The sequence below is a fragment of the Pseudomonas thivervalensis genome (assembly GCF_001269655.1).
GTDB classification, from domain to species: domain Bacteria; phylum Pseudomonadota; class Gammaproteobacteria; order Pseudomonadales; family Pseudomonadaceae; genus Aquipseudomonas; species Aquipseudomonas thivervalensis.
In genome coordinates, this window is record NZ_LHVE01000001.1 from 280738 (window position 1) to 302689 (window position 21952).

The 21952-nt window shown below is 61.0% G+C and carries 20 protein-coding genes; 10 read left to right on the forward strand and 10 right to left on the reverse strand.

What is annotated here, in order from left to right:
• Nucleotides 1-98: 98 nt before the first annotated feature.
• From hutH to mdoH, 9 genes are all read left to right on the forward strand, one after another.
• Nucleotides 99-1631: a histidine ammonia-lyase gene (hutH, locus tag AD659_RS01185; protein ID WP_053117590.1), complete on the forward strand. Its 1533-nt coding sequence runs from the start codon at nt 99-101 to the stop codon at nt 1629-1631.
• A 166-nt stretch (nt 1632-1797) separates the two neighbouring features.
• Nucleotides 1798-3000 (forward strand): imidazolonepropionase, encoded by a 1203-nt coding sequence (hutI, locus tag AD659_RS01190; protein ID WP_053117592.1) that lies wholly within the window; start codon nt 1798-1800, stop codon nt 2998-3000.
• Between the two features lie 11 nt (nt 3001-3011).
• Nucleotides 3012-3815 carry an N-formylglutamate deformylase gene (gene hutG, locus AD659_RS01195; RefSeq protein ID WP_053117594.1) on the forward strand — a complete coding sequence of 268 codons (804 nt, stop codon included), beginning with the start codon at nt 3012-3014 and terminating at the stop codon, nt 3813-3815.
• Nucleotides 3816-4097: 282 nt separating this feature from the next.
• The gene (locus AD659_RS01200; RefSeq protein WP_053117596.1) at nt 4098-5045 is read left to right on the forward strand and encodes a choline ABC transporter substrate-binding protein; all 948 of its coding nucleotides are present in this window, start codon (nt 4098-4100) and stop codon (nt 5043-5045) included.
• 200 nt (nt 5046-5245) lie between these two features.
• Entirely contained in the window at nt 5246-6157 is a 912-nt protein-coding gene (locus AD659_RS01205) for an alpha/beta hydrolase (RefSeq protein ID WP_053117598.1), read from the forward strand.
• Nucleotides 6158-6262: 105 nt separating this feature from the next.
• A complete protein-coding gene (gene pip / locus AD659_RS01210; RefSeq protein ID WP_003196909.1) occupies nt 6263-7234 on the forward strand; it encodes a prolyl aminopeptidase in 972 nt (323 codons plus the stop codon).
• Complete coding sequence (dtd, locus tag AD659_RS01215; RefSeq protein WP_053117600.1) at nt 7231-7668, forward strand: D-aminoacyl-tRNA deacylase; 438 nt, start codon at nt 7231-7233, stop codon at nt 7666-7668. The genes pip and dtd overlap by 4 nt, the downstream gene beginning before the upstream one ends.
• 350 nt (nt 7669-8018) lie before the next feature.
• Complete coding sequence (locus AD659_RS01220; RefSeq protein WP_209447357.1) at nt 8019-9764, forward strand: glucan biosynthesis protein G; 1746 nt, start codon at nt 8019-8021, stop codon at nt 9762-9764.
• Nucleotides 9757-12327: a glucans biosynthesis glucosyltransferase MdoH gene (gene mdoH, locus AD659_RS01225; protein ID WP_053117602.1), complete on the forward strand. Its 2571-nt coding sequence runs from the start codon at nt 9757-9759 to the stop codon at nt 12325-12327. The genes AD659_RS01220 and mdoH overlap by 8 nt, the downstream gene beginning before the upstream one ends.
• Nucleotides 12328-12421: 94 nt before the next feature.
• Here mdoH and AD659_RS01230 read toward each other — a convergent pair whose 3' ends face one another.
• A complete protein-coding gene (locus AD659_RS01230) occupies nt 12422-13345 on the reverse strand; it encodes a CgnE/CgnB domain-containing protein (protein WP_053117604.1) in 924 nt (307 codons plus the stop codon).
• 433 nt (nt 13346-13778) lie between these two features.
• Between AD659_RS01230 and srmL the strand changes: the two genes are divergently transcribed.
• Nucleotides 13779-14927, forward strand: a complete 1149-nt coding sequence (srmL, locus tag AD659_RS01235; RefSeq protein ID WP_053117605.1) for a PheS-related mystery ligase SrmL — start codon at nt 13779-13781, stop codon at nt 14925-14927.
• Between the two features lie 94 nt (nt 14928-15021).
• Here the strand turns inward: srmL and AD659_RS01240 are convergent, their stop codons facing one another.
• The 9 genes from AD659_RS01240 to hisI form a co-directional block, all read right to left on the reverse strand.
• Entirely contained in the window at nt 15022-15363 is a 342-nt protein-coding gene (locus AD659_RS01240) for a DUF6124 family protein (protein ID WP_053117607.1), read from the reverse strand.
• A 1126-nt stretch (nt 15364-16489) separates the two neighbouring features.
• Nucleotides 16490-16657: a nucleoid-structuring protein H-NS gene (locus AD659_RS29695; RefSeq protein ID WP_156330576.1), complete on the reverse strand. Its 168-nt coding sequence runs from the start codon at nt 16655-16657 to the stop codon at nt 16490-16492.
• A 149-nt stretch (nt 16658-16806) separates the two neighbouring features.
• A complete protein-coding gene (locus AD659_RS01250) occupies nt 16807-18723 on the reverse strand; it encodes a methyl-accepting chemotaxis protein (protein ID WP_053117611.1) in 1917 nt (638 codons plus the stop codon).
• A gap of 246 nt (nt 18724-18969) precedes the next feature.
• Nucleotides 18970-19677 (reverse strand): 16S rRNA (uracil(1498)-N(3))-methyltransferase, encoded by a 708-nt coding sequence (locus tag AD659_RS01255; RefSeq protein ID WP_053117613.1) that lies wholly within the window; start codon nt 19675-19677, stop codon nt 18970-18972.
• Nucleotides 19674-20471, reverse strand: a complete 798-nt coding sequence (gene tatC, locus AD659_RS01260) for a twin-arginine translocase subunit TatC (RefSeq protein ID WP_053117615.1) — start codon at nt 20469-20471, stop codon at nt 19674-19676. Before tatC ends, AD659_RS01255 begins: the two co-directional genes overlap by 4 nt.
• Nucleotides 20468-20890 carry a Sec-independent protein translocase protein TatB gene (gene tatB / locus AD659_RS01265; protein WP_053117616.1) on the reverse strand — a complete coding sequence of 141 codons (423 nt, stop codon included), beginning with the start codon at nt 20888-20890 and terminating at the stop codon, nt 20468-20470. The genes tatC and tatB overlap by 4 nt, the downstream gene beginning before the upstream one ends.
• Before the next feature lie 10 nt (nt 20891-20900).
• Entirely contained in the window at nt 20901-21188 is a 288-nt protein-coding gene (locus AD659_RS01270) for a twin-arginine translocase TatA/TatE family subunit (protein ID WP_053117618.1), read from the reverse strand.
• Between the two features lie 24 nt (nt 21189-21212).
• Nucleotides 21213-21545 carry a phosphoribosyl-ATP diphosphatase gene (locus AD659_RS01275; protein WP_003186671.1) on the reverse strand — a complete coding sequence of 111 codons (333 nt, stop codon included), beginning with the start codon at nt 21543-21545 and terminating at the stop codon, nt 21213-21215.
• On the reverse strand, nt 21538-21936 hold the full coding sequence (gene hisI, locus AD659_RS01280; RefSeq protein WP_003196931.1) for a phosphoribosyl-AMP cyclohydrolase: 399 nt from the start codon (nt 21934-21936) through the stop codon (nt 21538-21540). Before hisI ends, AD659_RS01275 begins: the two co-directional genes overlap by 8 nt.
• Between the last annotated feature and the right edge of the window lie 16 nt (nt 21937-21952).

A 21952-nucleotide genomic window follows, 5' to 3' on the forward strand; every position in this document is an offset into this window, starting at 1 on the left:
ATAGCCCACAAGGCATCGCCAAAAAGCGAAGGTGACGGACAACGGAACATTCCGGAGCGACTGGCGGGTGAAAACAAAACTCTCAAAAGGAGCAATACATGACTGCCTTAAACCTGATTCCCGGCCAATTGAGCCTGGCTCAATTGCGTGACATCTATCAGCAACCGGTCACCCTGAGCCTGGACGCCAGCGCGTCGGCACAGATCGAAGCCAGTGTTGCGTGCGTGGAGCAGATCCTCGCCGAGAATCGTACCGCCTACGGCATCAACACCGGCTTCGGCCTGCTGGCCTCGACCCGCATCGCCAGCGAAGACCTGGAAAACCTGCAGCGCTCCCTGGTGCTGTCCCATGCCGCCGGCGTGGGCGAGCCGATCAGCGATGCGCTGGTACGGCTGGTCATGGTGCTCAAGGTCAACAGCCTGAGCCGAGGCTTTTCCGGCATCCGACGGCAGGTGATCGATGCGCTGATTGCGCTGATCAATGCCGAGGTCTACCCGCACATCCCGCTCAAGGGTTCGGTCGGTGCGTCCGGTGACTTGGCGCCGCTGGCCCACATGTCCCTGGTGCTGCTGGGCGAAGGCAAGGCCCGCTACAAGGGCGAATGGCTGCCGGCCGTCGACGCGCTGAAGGTCGCCGGTCTCGCGCCGCTGACCCTGGCCGCCAAGGAAGGCCTGGCGCTGCTCAACGGCACCCAGGTGTCCACCGCGTTTGCGCTGCGTGGCCTGTTCGAAGGTGAAGACCTGTTTGCCGGTGCCCTGGCCCTGGGGGGGCTTACAGTGGAAGCAGTGCTCGGTTCGCGCTCGCCATTCGATGCACGCATCCATGCCGCCCGTGGCCAGAAAGGCCAGATCGATGCCGCCGCGGCCTACCGCGATCTGCTGGGCGAGCGCAGCGAAGTCTCCGATTCGCACCAGAACTGCGACAAGGTCCAGGACCCGTACTCCCTGCGTTGCCAGCCGCAAGTGATGGGCGCCTGCCTGACCCAGTTCCGCCAGGCCGCCGAGGTGCTGGTGATAGAGGCCAACGCGGTGTCGGACAACCCGCTGGTGTTCGCCGCCGAGGGCGACGTGATTTCCGGCGGCAACTTCCACGCCGAACCGGTGGCGATGGCCGCCGACAACATGGCCCTGGCGATTGCCGAGATCGGCTCCCTGAGCGAGCGGCGCATTTCGTTGATGATGGACAAGCATATGTCGCAACTGCCGCCGTTCCTGGTGGCCAATGGCGGGGTGAACTCCGGCTTCATGATCGCCCAGGTCACTGCTGCCGCCCTGGCCAGTGAAAACAAGGCGCTGTCCCATCCCCATTCGGTGGACAGCCTGCCGACTTCGGCCAACCAGGAAGACCACGTCTCCATGGCCCCGGCCGCCGGTAAGCGCCTGTGGGAAATGGCCGAGAACACCCGCGGGATCCTGGCGGTGGAATGGCTCGCGGCGTGCCAGGGGCTGGACCTGCGCGGGGGTTTGAAGACCTCCGTCAAACTGGAACAGGCCCGGGCGCTGCTGCGTGCAGAGGTGCCGTTCTATGAGAAAGACCGGTTCTTTGCCCCGGACATCAATGCGGCCAGTGAATTGCTGGCGAGTCGGTGCCTGAACGAATTGGTCACGGCGCAGTTGTTGCCGAGCCTTTAACTGCTGAAGAGCGTGCACCCTGTAGGAGCTGCCGAAGGCTGCGATCTTTTGACCTTGATCTGTTGTGCGTTCGCTCACGACTCAATTGTCTGGGGAAAGATCGCAGCCTCGTTGCACTCGGCAGCTCCTACGTGTGCGCTTGTCATTAATCTACGGAGGCATCGGGATGAAAACCCTCTGGCAAAACTGCCACGCCGCCACCATGGCCCAGGGCGTCTACTCGATCATCGAAGACGCCGCCATCGTCACCCAGGGCGAGCACATTCAATGGATCGGCCCGCGTGCCGAATTGCCGACGGGCGACTACCCGGCGGTCAACGACCTCAAGGGCGCCTGGGTCACGCCGGGGCTGATCGACTGCCACACCCACACGGTGTTCGGCGGCAACCGCAGCGGTGAATTCGAACAGCGCCTGCAAGGCGTCAGCTACGCCGAGATCGCCGCAGCCGGTGGCGGCATCGCCAGCACGGTGCGCGCCACCCGCGCCGCCACTGAGGACGAACTGTTCGCCAGCGCCGCCAAACGCCTGAAAAGCCTGATACGCGACGGCGTGACCACGGTGGAAATCAAGTCCGGCTACGGCCTGGACCTGGCAAGCGAGCGCAAGATCCTGCGGGTCATCCGTCGCCTAGGTGATGCATTGCCGGTCAGCGTACGCAGCACCTGTCTGGCGGCCCACGCCTTGCCGCCGGAGTACAAGGATCGCGCCGATGACTACATCGAGCACATCTGCTCCGAGATGCTGCCGGCCCTGGCGGCCGAGGGGCTGGTGGATGCGGTGGATGCCTTTTGCGAATACCTGGCGTTTTCCCCGGCGCAGGTCGAGCGGGTGTTCATCACCGCGCAACAACTGGGCCTGCCAGTGAAGCTGCACGCTGAACAATTGTCATCGTTGCACGGCTCCAGCCTGGCGGCGCGTTACCAGGCGCTGTCGGCCGATCACTTGGAATTCATGACCGAGGACGACGCCAAGGCCATGGCCGCCTCCGGCACCGTGGCGGTATTGCTGCCGGGAGCGTTTTATTTCCTGCGCGAAACCCAGCTGCCGCCCATGGACGCCCTGCGCAAGCACGGGGTGAAAATCGCCGTGGCCAGCGACCTCAACCCCGGCACCTCGCCGGCGTTGTCGTTGCGCCTGATGTTGAACATGGCCTGTACCTGTTTCCGCATGACCCCGGAAGAAGCCCTGGCAGGGGCGACGCTTCATGCGGCCCAGGCCTTGGGCATGGCTCACACCCACGGTTCGCTGGAAGTCGGCAAGGTCGCGGATTTTGTTGCCTGGCACATCGATCGTCCGGCCGACCTGGCGTACTGGCTCGGTGGCGATCTGGAAAAACGCGTCGTGCGTCACGGCGTGGAAATCGATTGAGGAGAACGGTTGTGGAGAAGGTCCTGAATTTCAAGCAAGGGCGCGTGCCGCTGTTGATCAGCATGCCCCATGCCGGCCTGCGCCTGACCCCGGCGGTACAGGCCGGGTTGATCCCCGAAGCCCAGAGCCTGCCGGACACCGACTGGCACATTCCCCAGCTCTATGAGTTTGCCGCCGAGCTGGGCGCCAGCACCCTGGCCGCGGAGTACTCGCGGTTCGTCGTCGACCTGAATCGCCCCGCCGATGACAAGCCGATGTACGTCGGCGCCACCACCGGTTTGTACCCGGCGACGCTGTTCGACGGCGTGCCGTTGTTTCGCGAAGGGCTGGAGCCGTCGGCCGAGGAGCGGGCGACGTATCTGCAACAGGTCTGGCTGCCGTACCACCAGGCGCTGCAGCAGGAACTGGCGCGGCTCAAGGCCGAGTTTGGCTATGCCTTGCTGTTCGATGCCCACTCGATCCGTTCGGTGATCCCGCACCTGTTCGACGGCAAGCTGCCGGATTTCAATCTGGGCACGTTCAACGGCGCCAGTTGCGACCCGACCCTGGCCAGCCAGCTCGAAGCCATCTGCGCCCGCCACGGCCAGTTCACCCATGTGCTCAACGGGCGTTTCAAAGGCGGACACATCACGCGGCACTACGGCAACCCGGCCCAGGACATCCACGCGGTGCAACTGGAACTGTGCCAGAGCACCTATATGGAAGAGTTCGAACCGTTCAACTATCGCCCGGATCTGGCGGCGCCGACCCAAGTGGTGCTCAGGGAGTTGCTGGAAGGTTTCCTGGCGTGGGGGAAGCAGGCTTACAAGCACTGATCTGCAGTGAGGCGCTTTTTGTGGCGAGGGAGCTTGCTCCCGCTTGAGTGCGCAGCGCTCACAAGATTCTCGGGGCGGCTTCGCCACCCAGCGGGAGCAAGCTCCCTCGCCACAACTGCATCCATGCCTTTTTAACTATATTCATGCCTCTCCACCTGTCGCCACCGTGCAAAACCGCGTCGCCACAGTTCATCTTCAGCCCCTCGGCGCTGCGTAATGTTTCGGTCACGGTGCAGCAAGACACCGACCTACAATAATCCGCTGCCGCACGAGACCTCCCCGATGAAAAGACTGTTCAAACGCTGTCTGTCGATCCTCTGCGGTACCGTCATCTTGAGCGGCGGGGCGATGGCTGCCGAGCCTGCGTCCTGCCAGACCGTGCGCATGGGCGTGGTCAACTGGACCGACGTGATCGCCACCAGTGGCATGGCCGATGTGCTGCTCACCGGCCTGGGCTACGAAAGCAAGCAGACCAGCGCCGTGCAACAGATCATCTTCGCCGGCATCCGCGACAAGCGGCTCGACATCTTCCTGGGCTATTGGAAACCGGCGATGGACAAGAACATCGCCCCGTTCCTGGCGGCCAACCAGGTGAAGGTCCTGGACAAACCCAGCCTGGCCGACGCCCAGGCCACCCTGGCCGTTCCAGACTATGTGGCGGCAGCGGGGCTCAAGACCTTTGCCGACATTGCCCGGTTCAAGGACCAGCTCGGCGCCAAGATCTACGGCATTGAGCCGGGCAGCGGCGCCAACACCACCATCAAGACCTTGATTGAAACCAACCACTTCGGCCTCAAGGATTTCAAACTGATCGAATCCGGTGAAGCGGGCATGCTCGCCGCGGTGCAACGGGCAGTGAATCGCAAGGAGTTCGTGGTCTTCGTCGGCTGGACCCCGCACCCGATGAACATCAACATGAACGTCACCTACCTGACCGGCAGCGAAGACGTTTATGGCCCGAACGAAGGCGCCGCGACTGTCTCCACGGTGACCGCGCCGGACTACGCCCAGCGTTGTCCAAATGTGAACCGGCTCTTGGAGAACCTCACCTTCACCGCCGCCCAGGAGAGCCAACTGATGGTGCCGATCATGGAGCGCAAGACACCCCAGGACGTCGCCCGGCAATGGCTGCGCGAGCATCCCGAGGACCTGCAGCGCTGGCTGGCTGGCGTCACGAGCTTCGATGGCAAGGATGGCGTGGCGGCGGTGCAGGCCAGCCTCAAGAACTGACACGGTATCAAGGACAGCGATAATCCCGTGGCGAGGGAGCTTGCTCCCGCTGGGCTGCGAAGAAGCCCTAAAAAAAAGCGGGCGCTGCGCACCCGAGCGGGAGCAAGCTCCCTCGCCATAAAAGCCATAAAAGCCATAAAAGCCACAAAAGCCACAAAAGCGGCTGAGCCACATCCTCCTTCGACGCATGGCAACCCAAGATGGCCTACCCACTCTCCCAGGCAATGTCCGCCTTCATCGACAAAACCCTGAGCTTCACCGCCCCGGACGACAGCCTTGAAGGCTCGCGCCAGGCCTATAGTCAGATGTGCCGGGCGTTCACTCCGCCGTGTCCGCCGACGCTGGCCCTCGAGGATTTCGAGCTGGCCGGCGTGGCTGTGCGGGCCTATTACCCGCAGCGTGCGGCACCGCTCGCTGGCTGGCCGTGCTTGCTTTATCTGCACGGTGGCGGTTGGGTGGTGGGGGGCCTGGACTCCCATGACTTCATCTGCATGGAACTGGCGACTGAGCTGGGCGCGCTGGTGGTGGCCGTGGATTACCGGTTGGCCCCGGAGCATCCGTTTCCGGCCGGTTTTGACGATTGCCTCGCAGTGTGGCATCACTTGGCGGACGCTCCGTTTGCCATCGACCCCCGCCGCCGACTGGTGATCGGTGACAGTGCCGGCGGCAATCTTGCCGCTGCGTTGTGCCTGGCCTTGCGCGATGCCGGGCAACCGTTGCCCCTGGCCCAGGTGTTGATCTATCCGGCGCTCGGTGGTCCCGCCGATTTGCTGTCGCGTCATGAATGCTCCGATGCCCCGCTCCTGAGCAGCCGCGATCTGGAGCGTTATGAGGCGCTGTACCTGGCGGGCGCTCGGCCCTCGCCTTATGCGATGCCGCTACTCGCGGACGACCTGAGCGGCGTGCCGCCAGCGCTGGTTGCCGTAGCCCAATGGGATCCTTTGCGCGACGACGGCGCCCTTTATAGCGAGCGGCTTAACGCCGCAGGAGTGGACGCCGCGCTGTATGTCGGCCAAGGGTTGGTCCACGGTTGTCTGCGTGGCCGGGGCCAGGTGCCGGAGGTCGATCAGCTGTATCGCATGCTGCTGGGGTTCCTGGCTGACATGCTTTGACTGCGCAGGGGGCATGCTCATTGAGGTGATTCGGGTTTATGATGCCGGACGGCAGACTAAATAGAAGTCCCCACAGGGATGACTCGACCCCTTACGGAGCGCGCAATGCAGACTTTGTACCCGCAGATCAAACCCCATGCCCGGCACGATCTGGCTGTCGATGACACCCACACCCTCTATGTCGATGAAAGCGGTTCCCCGGAAGGCCTGCCGGTGGTGTTCATTCACGGCGGCCCGGGTGCCGGCTGCGATGCGCAGAGCCGCCGCTACTTCGATCCGAACCTGTACCGCATCGTCACCTTCGACCAGCGCGGTTGCGGTCGCTCCACCCCCCACGCCAGCCTGGAAAACAACACCACCTGGGATCTGGTCGAAGACCTGGAGCGCATCCGCAAGCACCTGGGCATCGAGAAATGGGTGTTGTTCGGCGGCTCCTGGGGCTCGACCCTGGCCCTGGCCTACGCCCAGACCCATCCGGAGCGGGTGCATGGCCTGATCCTGCGTGGGATCTTTCTCTGCCGTCCGCAGGAAATCGAGTGGTTCTACCAGGCCGGCGCCAGTCGCCTGTTTCCCGACTACTGGCAGGACTACATCGCACCGATCCCGTTGGACGAGCGCGACGACCTGCTCAGCGCTTTCCACAAGCGCCTGACCGGCAACGACCAGATCGCCCAGATGCACGCGGCCAAGGCCTGGTCCACCTGGGAAGGTCGTACCGCGACCCTGCGTCCGAACCCGCTGGTGGTCGATCGCTTCTCCGAGCCGCAGCGGGCGCTGTCGATTGCCCGGATCGAATGCCACTACTTCACCAACAACGCTTTCCTCGAGCCCAACCAGTTGATTCGCGACATGGGCAAGATCGCCCATTTGCCGGGCGTCATCGTGCACGGCCGCTACGACGTCATCTGCCCGTTGGACAACGCCTGGGAGCTGCATCAGAACTGGCCCAACAGCGAGCTGCAGGTGATCCGCGACGCCGGACACGCCGCTTCGGAGCCGGGGATTACCGATGCACTGGTGCGCGCCGCCGCGCAAATGGCCCGGCGCCTGCTCGACCTGCCGCCCGAAGAAGCATGAAGGGGCTGTTGCAACGCGTGCGCGGCGCCCGGGTCGAAGTGGCAGGCGAGATCGTCGGGGCCGTGGACCAGGGCTTGCTGGTGCTGGTGGCCGTCGAGCCGGGGGATACCCGGGCCAGCGCCGACAAACTCCTGCACAAGCTGCTTAACTATCGCGTGTTCAGCGACGCCGAGGGCAAGATGAACCTGTCCCTGGTGGATGTCGGTGGTGGGTTGCTGCTGGTGTCGCAGTTCACCCTGGCGGCGGACACCAAAAGCGGTCTGCGCCCGAGTTTTTCCACGGCCGCGCCTCCGGCCCTGGGCGAAGAGCTGTTCAACTATTTACTGACCCAGGCGAAACAGGTGCATGGCACTGTGGCATCAGGTAGATTCGGCGCCGACATGCAGGTTCATCTGGTCAATGATGGCCCGGTAACCTTCCTGTTACAGTCCTGAAAGCGTTTGAAACATCTTTTCGGTTCTGTTTCGAGGCTAAACAGGGAGTTTTCTCGATAAATACTTTGCTACCCCTGATGCGTTGTCACGCGGGCTACTAGATAATCGCGCGCTACGGGGGATCAGCGTTCGCTGGTCCATTTGACTTAGGTAGAGACTTGTCCTGAACCGTTTGGGGAATCATTTTGCCCCGTCGGAGTCGGAACAATGCTCGCCAACTTGGCAAGAGTGGTCCGCAGGAACGGTTTTTCAGCGCCGTTACCGTGCAGATACTTTATCTGGCCGTTGGTTTTTTGATCAGTTTTCGGCGAGGGTTGCTCGTGATTGTTAGTCCCTGTAATGCACCAAAAATGACTGCCAAACGGTTTAGAAGCGCCTTGGTAGCGGGCTCGGCCCTGCTGTGCCTGTTCGGCGCGGGCCAACTGTGGGCATTCAGCCTGGATGATGTGTCGGCGAAGGCACAAGAACTGGCCGGGCAGAAGTTCGAAGCCCCGCGCAGCAATTTGCCGAACGAATTCCGCGAAATGAAATTCGCCGATTATCAGAAAATCCGTTTCCGCACCGAAAAAGCGGAATGGGCCGACCAGAAGACTCCGTTCCGGCTGTCCTTCTATCACCAGGGCATGCATTTCGACACGCCGGTGAAGATCAACGAAATCACCGCGACCACCGTCGACGAGATCAAGTACGACCCGACACGTTTCGATTTCGGCGACGTGAAGTTCGATCCCAAGGCCACCGAACAGCTGGGCTACGCCGGTTTCCGCGTGCTGTACCCGATCAACAAGGCCGACAAGCAAGACGAAATCATGACCATGCTGGGCGCGAGTTATTTCCGCGTCATCGGCAAGGGCCAGGTCTACGGCTTGTCCGCGCGTGGCATGGCCATCGACACCGCGTTGCCATCCGGTGAAGAGTTCCCGCGCTTTCGCGAGTTCTGGATCCAGCGTCCGAAACCGACCGACAAGCACCTGGTGATCTTCGCCCTGCTGGATTCGCCACGGGCCACTGGTGCGTATCGCCTGACCGTGCGTCCGGGCACCGACACCGTTGTCGACGTGAAATCCCGCGTGTTCCTGCGTGATCGCGTCAACAAGCTGGGCATCGCCCCGTTGACCAGCATGTTCCTGTTCGGCGCCAACCAGCCGTCCAAGGTGTTGAACTACCGTCGTGAGCTCCACGACTCTAGCGGCCTGTCCATCCATGCCGGTAACGGCGAGTGGATCTGGCGTCCGCTGAACAACCCGAAACACTTGGCCGTGAGCAACTTCTCGGTCGAAAACCCGCGTGGTTTCGGCCTGCTGCAACGTGGTCGTGACTTCAGCCACTACGAAGACCTGGATGACCGTTACGAAAAACGCCCAAGTGCCTGGATCGAACCGAAAGGCGATTGGGGCAAGGGCACCGTCGATCTGGTCGAGATCCCGACCGCGGACGAAACCAACGACAACATCGTTGCGTTCTGGAGCCCGGAAAAGCTGCCTGAGCCAGGCCAGCCGCTGGACTTCGCCTACCGTCTGCACTGGACCCTCGATGAAGCCAACCTGCACTCGCCGGACAGCGCCTGGGTCAAGCAGACCCTGCGCTCCACCGGCGACGTGAAGCAGTCCAACCTGATCCGTCAACCGGACGGCAGCGTGGCCTACCTGGTGGATTTCGAAGGTCCGTCCCTGCAAGCGTTGCCTGAAGACGCCGAAGTGCGTAGCCAGGTGAGCGTTGGCGACAATGGCGAGATCGTCGAGAACAGCGTGCGCTACAACCCTGAAACCAAGGGCTGGCGCCTGACGCTGCGCATGAAGATCAAGGATCCGAGCAAAGCGACCGAGATGCGTGCCGCCTTGGTCCGGCCGCTGGTCCCTGTCGAACTGCCGGCTACCGCGCACTCCGTGGCCACCCTGGCCAAGGCCGACAAGGTCGCCAAGCAGCAGAGCGAAAAAGAAGAGAAAGCCAACGAGCAAGCTGGCGAGCAGAAAGAAGCCAAGGCCGTTAAAGCGTCCACCGCCGCTGCCGAGCCGACCCCAACCCCACAGGAACCGGAACAGACTGAACAAGTCCTGACCGAGACCTGGAGCTACCAGTTGCCTGCCGATGAGTAATACGTCCGTACAACCAGAATCTCTCAGTGAGTATCTGGCCCATTTGCCGATGACCGACGAGCAGCGCGCCGAGCTGGCAGGCTGCACGTCATTCAGCGAATTGCATCAGCGCCTGGCTTCTTCGACATTCGACGCACCCGACGAGGCGGCGCAAGCCTCGGTGGGCCGTCGCCTGACGCTGAGCACCGCCGAGGAGCTCGAGGACGCCGAAATGCTGGCGCTCGATGCCAACGGCCGGGTGTGCTTGAAGGCGACGCCGCCGATTCGCCGGACCAAGGTCGTGCCGGAGCCGTGGCGCACCAATATCCTGGTGCGCGCCTGGCGGCGCCTGACCGGTCGCACCAACCCGCCGAAGCCGCCCAAGGATGAGCGCGTGCTGCCCCATGCACGCTGGCGTACCGTGGGTTCGATCCGCCGCTACATCCTGCTGATCCTGATGCTCGGCCAGACCATCGTGGCCGGTTGGTACATGAAAGGCATCATGCCGTACCAGGGCTGGTCGCTGGTGGACCTGGACGAAGTCCTGCACCAACCGCTGTTGCAGACGGCCACGCAAGTGCTGCCGTATGCGTTGCAAACCAGCATCCTGATTCTGTTCGGGATCCTGTTCTGCTGGGTGTCGGCAGGTTTCTGGACAGCGCTGATGGGCTTTCTCGAATTGCTCACTGGCCACGACAAATACCGCATTTCCGGCGCCAGCGCCGGCAACGAGCCCATTCCCAAGGACGCCCGCACCGCACTGGTGATGCCGATCTGCAACGAAGACGTGCCGCGGGTATTCGCCGGTTTGCGCGCGACCTTCGAATCGGTGGCGGCCACTGGTGACCTGGATCGCTTCGACTTCTTCGTGCTCAGCGACAGTAACGAAACCGATATCTGCGTGGCCGAGCAGCAAGCCTGGCTGGATGTCTGCCGTGAAGCCGGGGGCTTCGGCAAGATCTTCTACCGTCGCCGTCGCCGTCGCGTGAAGCGCAAGAGCGGCAACCTCGACGATTTCTGCCGTCGTTGGGGCAGCGACTACAAGTACATGGTCGTGCTCGACGCGGACTCGGTGATGAGCGGCGAATGCCTGACCAGCCTGGTGCGCCTGATGGAAGCCACGCCCGACGCCGGCATCATCCAGACCGCGCCACGGGCTTCGGGCATGGACACGCTGTATGCGCGCATGCAGCAGTTCGCCACGCGGGTGTACGGTCCGTTGTTCACCGCCGGTCTGCACTTCTGGCAGTTGGGCGAATCCCATTACTGGGGGCACAACGCGATCATCCGCATGAAGCCGTTCATCGATCACTGCGCCTTGGCGCCGTTGCCGGGTAAGGGGGCGTTCTCGGGCGCGATCCTCTCCCACGACTTCGTCGAAGCGGCGCTGATGCGCCGTGCCGGCTGGGGCGTGTGGATTGCCTATGACCTGCCGGGCAGCTACGAAGAGCTGCCGCCGAACCTGCTGGACGAACTCAAGCGTGACCGTCGTTGGTGCCATGGCAACCTGATGAACTTCCGGCTGTTCCTGGTCAAGGGCATGCACCCGGTGCACCGTGCGGTGTTCCTGACCGGCGTGATGTCCTACCTGTCCGCGCCGCTGTGGTTCTTCTTCCTGGTGCTGTCCACCGCGCTGCTGGCGGTGAATACGCTGATGGAGCCGCAATACTTCCTTGAGCCACGCCAGCTTTATCCGCTGTGGCCGCAATGGCACCCGGAAAAAGCCATCGCCCTGTTCTCGACCACCATCGTGCTGCTGTTCCTGCCTAAGCTGCTGAGCATCGTGCTGATCTGGGCCAAGGGCGCGAAGGAATTCGGTGGCAAGTTCAAGGTGACCATGTCGATGCTGCTGGAGATGCTCTTCTCCATGCTGCTGGCGCCGGTGCGGATGATCTTCCACACCCGTTTCGTCCTGGCCGCTTTCCTGGGCTGGGCCGCGACCTGGAACTCGCCGAAACGTGACGACGACTCCACGCCATGGAGCGAAGCGGTCAAGCGCCACGGCCCGCAAACCTTGCTGGGCTTCTTCTGGGCCTTGCTGGTGATCTGGCTGAACCCAAGCTTCCTGTGGTGGCTGGTGCCGATCGTCGGGTCGTTGATCCTGTCGATCCCGGTGTCGGTGATCTCCAGTCGCGTGGGCCTGGGCTTGAAGTCCCGCGATGAGAGCCTGTTCCTGATCCCTGAGGAATACGCACCGCCCCAAGAGTTGCTGTCGACGGACCAGTACACCCATGAAAACCGTTGGCACGCGCTGAACGACGGTTTCATCCGGGCAGTGGTCGATCCACAACAGAACGCCTTGGCCTATGCACTGGCGACTTCACGCCATGGCAAGGCAGAGCCGATTGAATGGCTGCGGGTCGAACGCGTTCGGCACGCCCTGAAGGTCGGCCCTGCCGGTCTCAGCAATGCCGAGCGATTGGCCCTGCTGAGCGACCCGGTGGCCTTGTCCCGCCTGCATGAGCAGGTCTGGAGCGAGGGGCATCCGGAGTGGCTGGCGGCGTGGCGTGAATCGGTCAAGGCCGATCCCCATGCACCGCTGCTGCCGCTACAGCCGGTGAGCGTACAGCCTCAAGTGGCCTGATACGCAAAAAGCCCCGCTTCTGGAAGGAAGCGGGGCTTTTTGTTGGCCTAAGGATTTGTACCTGGGACTTCTGGATTTCGAGCGACTGGTGTTATTAAGCAACTGTAGTGACATTGACGTCTGGACTGAGGAAGTCAATGTGAAAGCCGCTGGAACCATCCCCGATAGCTAAATGGACACCGTTGATGCCCTCGTTCATTTGAGAGTTCACCTTGTAATCTATGAAGGCTGCTATGTCTTCGTTGACGCCGATAGCGAATTCGGTCAGTCCGAGTCCTCGAATCCCGGCAGCTGATTTCAATGTTTCGATATGCTCCTCGTTGTCGGCTTGTAAAGACGTGACCTTGTTTTCCACGACGCTCAGCAATCCTCCCGCCCTAGCTACCGACTCTGATAACAGCTCAAGCCTGGCTCGAATGTCGTTAGGTAGTTGTGGATTGGCTTTTCTTAAGACCGTTAAAATTCCAGAAATCTTAAGTACCCCGTTAACACAGAACGGGCAGCGTTCTTGGATATTCATGTGGGCATAGTGCACTTCGAAAAACTCGGCTGCTGAGTGTATGAAATTCTCTGAAACGTCCTCCTTTATCAACGCGTAGGGTTCTGCTTGGCAGTTGAGTGTGACTTTTCCGAAAGTATCTTCTCCTGATAGGAAAAATGAGTCATGGGAGTTAAGCATGTTTAAAAAGAAACGCTGTTTTTCTAATGCCTTTCTGAAATCGCTGTTAAGCAGTAAGTGCAAACTGTAGTTCGCGCTACTGAAAGATGGATCGAAGACCTGTGCTGCGCAGAAAACGCTCTTCTTGACCGGGGTGGCCTTGGCAATCTCCAGTGTGAGCTTGGCCGCGTTGTTGCTGAACGAGAAAATGATGCTATTTCGAGGGAGAGTACTGAGCTCGTGAATGCGCGCTGTGTTTAACCCTTGATGACTGCATTCATCAAGGAATTCCTGTGAGTCTGCAACGACCCAGAATTCTTCCTCTCCAAAAAGTGTGTGGATACGGGTCAAGGATGACATGGATTGCTCCTGTATAGGCGGACGGCATATACATGCCGCCCGCTGGTTAGTGGAAGTCAGTCCTCCGTGTAGGCCCAAGCCAATGGAGCCCATCCAAAGTTTTCCGGGCCCGAGGTCAGACGACTCAGTTTTTCTGATGTATCTATTTGCTGTTCCATATTTATCCTCCTTTTTTTTGGGAATCCCTTTGTCGAATAAGGGAGGTTGTATTAATTCAAGTATTTCCAAGATTTGGAATAGGTCTTTTTGAGAGTTTTTAGAATGAATTATGCTGTTTGTATGTTTGATGGCTGTGAAGAGGTTATTTGTGTAGGAAGTGTCTGTAGTGGTTCTCTGAAATTTAAGTAAATGAGGCTCTGGCGTTGTTTGGGTGGTCTAGTGTTGATAGGTTTTATTAGTGTTCGTTTGAGTTTTTGAGCTAATGAGGTCGGAAATGGCAGGTGCAAAAAAATATTTGTCTGATGCAACTCTCCAGCAGGCGCTGTCCGTAACAGACCTGACGGAAACACATACACCCGTCCACGCGGTTCGGCTGATGGTTAATGAGATTGTCGAGGGATTGGTCCGTAGCGGCTGGCCCCGGGCACGTATTCAGACTGGCCCGCGTATCGTGTCCGCTGAAGAAAACTATGGGCTACTAGGCTATGACCCGGCAGAGATCACCTTGGGCAGTGAACACACTCGCTGGGTAAGCGAGCATTCGCTATTGCGCACACAAACCACTAGCCAGATTCCTGCCGCCCTTCAACGGGCTGCTCAAGAGCGCAGGACGGGGGAGATGATCCTGCTCGCCGCTCCGGGCATCACTTTTCGTCGCGACAGTCGGGATAGATGGCATTGCGCCGAACCGCATCAGATGGATATTTGGGTTCTGGGCGATCCAGAACTTTCGGATCGCGAGCATCTGTTGCGTCTGGTCGGCGATATTCTCGGCGCCGCAGTGCCCGAGAAGCCTTGGGTCTACAGCGATAGCCCGCATCACTACACCGAGGGCGGAATTGAAGTGAATGTATTGAACGACGGCGCCAATGTTGAAGTACTCGAATGTGGCCTCATCGCCACTTCGCTGCTGCGGCGATTGGAAATTGATCCTCGGCGTCATGGCGGACTGGCGTTGGGAATGGGCCTGGATCGGCTGACGATGCTACGCAAGGGCATTCCAGATATCCGTTTGTTGCGTGACTCCAACGAGCGGGTGCAGGCCCAAATGCAAGATCTGCGGCCATGGAGCGCTGTTTCGCGATTGCCTTCGATTTCTCGGGATATTTCGGTGGCGGTGTCTCCTGGACTGAGTGAAGAGGTGCTGACCGAAAGGATGCTGCAGGCAGCCGGGGACTGTTCTGGCTGGATCGAGGAAATGCAGATCAAAGGACGTTGGGTTTCGTCTGAATTGCCCCCCCAAGCTATTGAGCGACTCGGCCTTCTGAGCGGTCAGGAGAATGTTCTACTGCGCGTTGTACTGCGTGATTGTTCTCGATCAATAACGACTGCGGAGGCGAATGCTCTGTATGAAAGGATTCAGTCTGCGTTGCACGAGGGTGCTCCGGGAGCAGGATACCGAATGGACTTGACGGTACGTTAATGCACTCGCCAATTGTGCTGGTTCCGTCCCCCGGATAAATCAAAATAGCCCCGCTTCTGTAAGAGTGCGGGGCTATTTCTTGTGGCGATGTCGGTCAGTGCCGCGGGTTGATGCTATCCAACATCCGGTTTGCCAATAACCTACTCAGTTCGATCAGTTGCTGAATGCCGAAGGCAACGTGGCGTCGAGAGCCTTTCAGGTCAAACGCAAGGTCGCTGACCATGGCATCGGCTGAGGCCAGGTTTTCGCTGAGGTTGGCCAGCAGGCTTTCGGTGTCGATGCTGGCGACGACGGTGAAGAGTTGGCCTGGCGACGCTTTATTCTCGGATTTGGCCTGTTTGGGGTTCAGGTAGTAATCGAGCGTGCGATCAGTGGCTTCCTGGAGTTTCTTGGGATCGGTTTCTGGTTCTGGTGGGTTGGGTGTGGCCTTGTGCATAGTGACGCTCCTTGATTGATGGAGCCGCCAGACATCGCTGCTAAACGAAAAGGGTGGCGGCAGTACGCGGGTTAGCAGACCAGGAATCAAGGAACCCGGCGCACCGAAGTGCCCCACGCACAGCCGCCATAAAGCGGACCTGCGTGCCTTGATATTGTGCCGAGCTGCTAAACCCGATCGCTGAACTGACAGCGACCTGCAAACGTTAGAGCTCGGGGGCAAGGCACACAAGCCGGCGGATTCTGGCGTAGTTGTAGGCAATGGCGCAAGGCGCCGTAGCCTTGGGATGACAGACTGTGGGAGCTGGGGTTTTTGTGTGTATATCCGTTATTTAGGTAACGGCTGCTGACGGTTCCGCTCTTACAGCGGCTCACTTTTGAGAAGCCCGGAAGCCGGCCCAGTCAAAAGTAAGCAAAACGCTTTTGCCCCACCACTCGGCACCTCGCCTAGGCTCGGTGTGCCCTCACTCCGGCATTGCTCCGTGGGCCGCCGCGAAGGGCCATCCATGGCCCAGCGCGGCTATCCCGGCATCCATGCCGGGATGCCCACGGTCCAATGCCTGCGTTCGGCCATCGTGGTTAACGGGGCGCCCGAGATCAACGTCCACGCTGAGGCGGCCTTAGAGCCGACCTGGCTCTCTTGGTCGTACACCCGTCAGATCTGTGGGAGCAAAGCTTGCTCGCGAGGCGGCCTAACAGCCGACCTGGCTCTTCCGGTCGTACACCCATCAGAACTGTGGGAGCGGGCTTGCTCGCGAAGGCGGCGGCACATCCAATACTGATGCAAGCTGACCCACTGCTTTCGCGAGCAAGCCCGCTCCCACAGGGATTGGCAGTGTCGCAAATCCATAAGCCACCACTGACCCTATGTGGGAGCGAGCCTGCTCGCGAAGGCGGCGGCACATTCAGCATTGATGCAAGCAGACCCATCGCCATCGCGAGCAAGCACGGCTCCCACAGGGATTGGCGGCGGACGCTGATCTTATAAACGACCAAAAAACCTATGTGGGAGCGAGCTTGCTCGCGATGGCGGTGTGTCAGTTTGCGGTGATGTTGGATGTGCCGCCGCCTTCGCGAGCAAGCCCGCTCCCACAGGAGGAACGCGATCCCACCAAGAGCCAGGTCGGCTACCAGGCCGCCTCGGCGTGGACGTTGATCTCGGGCGCCCCGTTAACCACGATGGCCGAACGCAGGCATTGGACCGTGGGCATCCCGGCATGGATGCCGGGATAGCCGCGCTGGGCCATGGATGGCCCTTCGCGGCGGCCCACGGTCCAATGCCGGAGTGAGGGCATGCCGAGCCCTAGCGAGGCACCGAGTGGTGGGGCAGAAGCGTTTTACTTACTTTTGCGCTTCTCAAAAGTGAGCCGCCGTAAGGGCGGAACCGTCAGCAGCCGTTACCTAAATAATGGATATTCACACGACACCAACACCAACACCAAAATCAAACCCGAAACCGCCCCACCAACGTCTGCAAATGAACCCCCAACCGCGCCAGCTCAGCACTGGAGGCCGCAGTCTCTTCACTGGACGACGCCGTCTGCTCCGACACATCACGCACATTCAGCACGCTACGGTTGATCTCCTCAGCCACCGCACTCTGCTGCTCGGCCGCCGCTGCGATCTGCTGGTTCATCGACTGGATCGCCGAAACCGTACGGGTGATGTTCTCCAACGAGCCCCCCGCGCGGCGGGTCAGTTCGACGCTGTTGTCGGTCAGGTTGCGGCTGTTGTCCATGATGGTCGCGACCTGCTGGGTGCCCGATTGCAGGCCGACGATCAGCTCTTCGATTTCTTCGGTGGACTTCTGGGTGCGCTGCGCCAGGCTGCGAACCTCATCGGCCACCACCGCAAAACCACGCCCGGCTTCCCCGGCACGGGCCGCTTCGATGGCGGCGTTGAGGGCCAGCAGGTTGGTTTGCTGGGCCACGGATTTGATCACGTCGAGCACGCTGCCGATCTTGTCGCTTTCACGCTTCAGGTCGCCCATCGCCGCGGTGGAGTTACCCACTTCGAGGGCCAGGCGTTCGATTTGGGCGATGGCTTCGCCGACCACTTTTTCGCCTTCACGCGCCTGCTGGTCGGCAGCGACGGCGGCTTCGGAGGCTTCCTCGGCGTTGCGCGCCACCTCCTGCACCGTGGCGGTCATTTCGTGCATGGCGGTGGCGACCTGATCGGTTTCCACTTTTTGACTGTTGACCCCGGCGCTGGTCTGCTCGGTCACGGCCGAGAGCTGTTCGGCGGCGCTGGCGATCTGGGTAACCCCTTCGCCAATGCCACCGATCAATTGCCGCAGGCCCACGGTCATGCTTTGCATGGCGCGTTGCAGTTGGCCCAGTTCGTCGCGACGCTCGGAGGTCAGGTTGTGGGTCAGGTCGCCAGCGGCCACGCGTTCGGCAACCTTCAAGGTCTGGCCGAGCGGGCCGACGATCTGCCGGGTAATGAACAGGGCCGCGATTACACCAAACAGCAGCGCCAGGGCGGCCGCCGCGATCAGGACCGTCTTGGCTTGGGCGACGTCGTGATCACGCACGGCTGTCTGGGACACGGTCAGCTTCTGGCTGGCGTCGATCAGTATCTGTCCTTGCTCGGTCATGCGCTGGAGGGCAGCGGCGTTGTCGATCTGCGAGTCACGAAACTGGGCGACCGCCGCACGATAGAGATTGAAGGAGTCGCTGGCCTGCTGCAGGTTGGCGGCGTGTTCCTCGGGTAATTGATCTGGCAGGCGCGCCAGCAGTTTGAGCACGGTGTCGATGGCTTCGAGGGCCGGTTGCTGGGCTTCGCTCTTGCCGCTGTAGGTGTAGCCGCGAACCTGGTAGCGGGCTTGCTGGATCGCCTTGCTCAGGGTGACCACGCTGTTGAACGGGGTGACGTCGCCAGCTTGTAGCACCAATTTTTCCACTTCGGCGACGCGGGCCACGGCGTTGTCGGCGCTGGCACCGAGTTTGCTGCGCGCATCTTCGCGGCTGACAGTGGCGCGGGTCATCTGGGTGAAGGCGCCTTTGTATTCGGCGACGGCGGCCAGTTGCGCATCGATCAGCGCCACGTCGGCCGGTTGTTCGATCAATAGACGAGCAGTCTTCAGGCCGTCTTCGAGTTTGCCCAGCAAGTCGTTGACCTGTTGCGGCCCTTTCTCGCCCCGCGTGCTGTTGTAGTCGATGCTGGCCAGGTTCAAGTCTTTGCTCAAGTCGTTGAGACTGGCAATGAACCCCAATTTATCGCCCCGGCTGATGACATTGCCCAGGCCGGACCAACCGGTGAAGGCAATCATCAAGGTGAGGAGCAGCACCAGGCCGAAGCCTGCGCCGAGTTTGCGGTTAACGCTTACATTTCCCAGACCCTGGGCAAGCCACCCGAACATGCTGATACTCCCTTGGAGCGTTGAATTGGTTTTATGGGGAATGTATCGGCAGCTTGGGCGCGATCTGTAGGAATGAACTCAGGATTCTCAGGCTGTTTATTTTGTGGCGAGGGGATTTATCCCCGTGGGGACGCGAAGCGGCCCTAAGCAGTGACGTGCCCACTCATTGACTGGGCACCGAAGAGGGGCTGCTGCGCAGCCCGGCGGGGATAAATCCCCTCGCCACAGGAGAAGCGGCGATGCCATTTAGAACAACCTTGCCAGCAGGGCTGTAACGGCGGTCTCGACCCGAAGGATCCGCTCGCCGAGCTGCACCGGCTGTAGACCGGCCTTGCCCAGCAGGTCGATCTCGTAGGGAATCCAGCCGCCTTCCGGGCCAATCGCCAGCGTGACCGGTTCCGTCAGCGCGCGCGGGCAGGGCGGGTGATTGCCTGGATGGCCGACCAGCCCGAGGGTGCCGTCCACGATGGCCGGCAGACGATCTTCGACGAAGGGTTTGAAGCGTTTTTCAATGACGATTTCTGGTAACACGCTGTCCCGGGCCTGCTCCAGCCCCAGGATCAATTGTTCGCGAATGGCCTCGGGCTCCAGGAACGGTGTCTGCCAAAAACTCTTCTCCACGCGATAGCTGTTGACCAGCACCACCCGCGGCACGCCCATGGTGGCGACGGTCTGGAACACCCGCCGAAGCATTTTCGGACGCGGCAATGCCAGCACCAGGGTCAGCGGCAATTTGGCCGGCGGCGCCTGGTCTAGGGTCACTTGCAGTTCGGCCTCGCGAGCCTCCAGGCGCAGTACCTGGGCCGAGCCCATCAACCCGCCGATGCGCCCGACCCGCAGGCTGTCACCGACGGCGCTGCGGTGGACCTCCTGCATGTGGGTCAACCGGCGATCGCTCAGGATGACGCGGTCAGGCCCGATGAAGTCAGCCTCTTCGAGCAGCAGCAGGTTCACGCTTGGGTCGCTGGCGGCTGGTCGTTGTGGTCATCGACCGGCTGTTCCTCGGGGTCTTCTTGCCGACGTTTGCGCACCAGGCCACCGAACAGGATGCCGATCTCGAACAGCAGCCACATCGGCACCGCCAGCAGGGTCTGGGAAAAGATGTCCGGCGGGGTGAGGATCATGCCGACCACGAAGCAGCCGATGATCACGTAGGGGCGGATCTTCTTCAGGTAGGCGACGTCGACCACGCCGATCCACACCAGCAGCACCACCGCCACCGGGATCTCGAACGCCACGCCGAAGGCGAAGAACAGCGTCATGACGAAATCCAGGTAACTGGTGATGTCGGTCATCATCTCCACGCCTGCCGGAGTGGCGGCGGCGAAGAACTTGAAGATCAGCGGGAACACCAGGAAATAGGCGAAGGCCATGCCGGTGTAGAACAGCAGGATGCTGGAGACCAGCAGCGGCACGGCGATGCGTTTTTCATGCTTGTACAGGCCCGGTGCGATGAAGCCCCAGATCTGGTGCAGGATCACCGGGATCGCCAGGAACAGCGAGACCATCATCGTCAGTTTCAATGGCGTCAGGAACGGCGACGACACGTCGGTGGCGATCATCGTCGCCCCGACTGGCAGGTACTGGCGCAGCGGCGTGGAGACGAAGGTGTAGATCTGCTGGGTGAAGGAGAACAGCCCGGCGAAGATGATGAAAACCGCCGCGACGCAACGCAGCAGGCGGGTGCGCAACTCGGTGAGGTGCGATACCAGCGGCATCGGCTGGTCGTTTTCAGGTTTATCGCTCATGGGGCTCGCGGCGGCAAAGTAGGGTCGTTAGGCGCAGGGACAGCAGCGGGCGCTGTATCCGCTGCCGTCGGCGTCACTAGAGTCGGTTCAGCCACCGGCCCTGCGCCATCCACTGGCGCCTGGGGAGCAATCGTCGGCTCGACCGTGGGCTGGACCGGCGTTGGCTCCTGCTGGGTCGGCGTGAAGATCTTCCGGGCTTCCTGTTCCAGCGACAGAATGTGTTCGTTGTGAAGTTGCCGACGGATGTCGTCGGCGCCGATTTCACGTTCAACTTCCTGTTTGATCGCATTGAAGCTGCGCTTCAGGCGCCCGATCCACAGACCGGCGGTGCGCGCAGCACCCGGCAGACGCTCGGGGCCCAGTACCAGCAGGGCGACGAGGCCGACGAGCAGCAGTTCAGTGAAGCTGATCCCAAACATTAGTCAGTGCTCACGAGTCTTTGCGGATGGGCTCTTCGACTTTCTGAGCCTGCACGTCGATAGTGTTCGGCGCATTCACAGGCTGAGTGGCCTGCGGGTGTACCGGTTGGGCCGGTTGTACGGGCTGAGCCGGGGTGGTTGTCGGGTCGGCCGGTTTTTCGTCATCGTTCATGGCCTTGCGAAAGCCTTTGATCGACTCACCGACATCGGTGCCGAGGTTTTTCAGTTTCTTGGTGCCGAACACCAGCACCACGACGACCAGGATGACGACCCAGTGTTTCCAGTCAAAGATACCCATGTGGCTACTCCTCTCAAAAATTGATCAGGCGGACGGGCGCGAGGCTTTCTCGACGTGCCCGGACAGACCGAAGCGACGGTCCAGTTCATCCAGTACGGCCTGCGGATGCTGCCCCAGTTGGGCCAGCATGACCAGGCTGTGGAACCACAGGTCGGCGGTCTCGTAGATCACGTCGCTGCAGTCGCCACTGATGGCGGCGTCCTTGGCGGCGATGATGGTCTCGACCGACTCTTCGCCGACTTTCTCCAGAATCTTGTTCAAGCCCTTGTGGTACAGGCTGGCGACATAGGAGCTGTCGGCCGCGGCGCCCTTGCGCTCTTCCAGCACCTGGGCCAGGCGGGTCAGGGTGTCACTCATGGGTATGTCCTGAATAGATGGCATGCGGGTCCTTGAGCACTGGGTCGACGGTTTTCCAGTCGCCGTTCTCGAAGACGCGATAAAAGCAGCTTTGACGGCCGGTGTGGCAGGCAATCTCGCCGACCTGCTCGACCATCAGGATGATGACGTCGCCGTCGCAGTCCAGGCGCATCTCATGCAGGTGTTGCACATGCCCGGACTCTTCACCTTTGCGCCACAGCTTGCCACGGGAACGTGACCAATAGATGGCGCGGTTCTCGGCGGCGGTCAGGGCCAGTGCTTCGCGGTTCATCCAGGCCATCATCAATACGCGCCCGGTCTTGTGGTCCTGGGCGATGGCCGGCACCAGGCCGTCAGCGTCCCACTTGATCTCGTCCTGCCAGTTTTTCATCTTTGACTCCGACCAT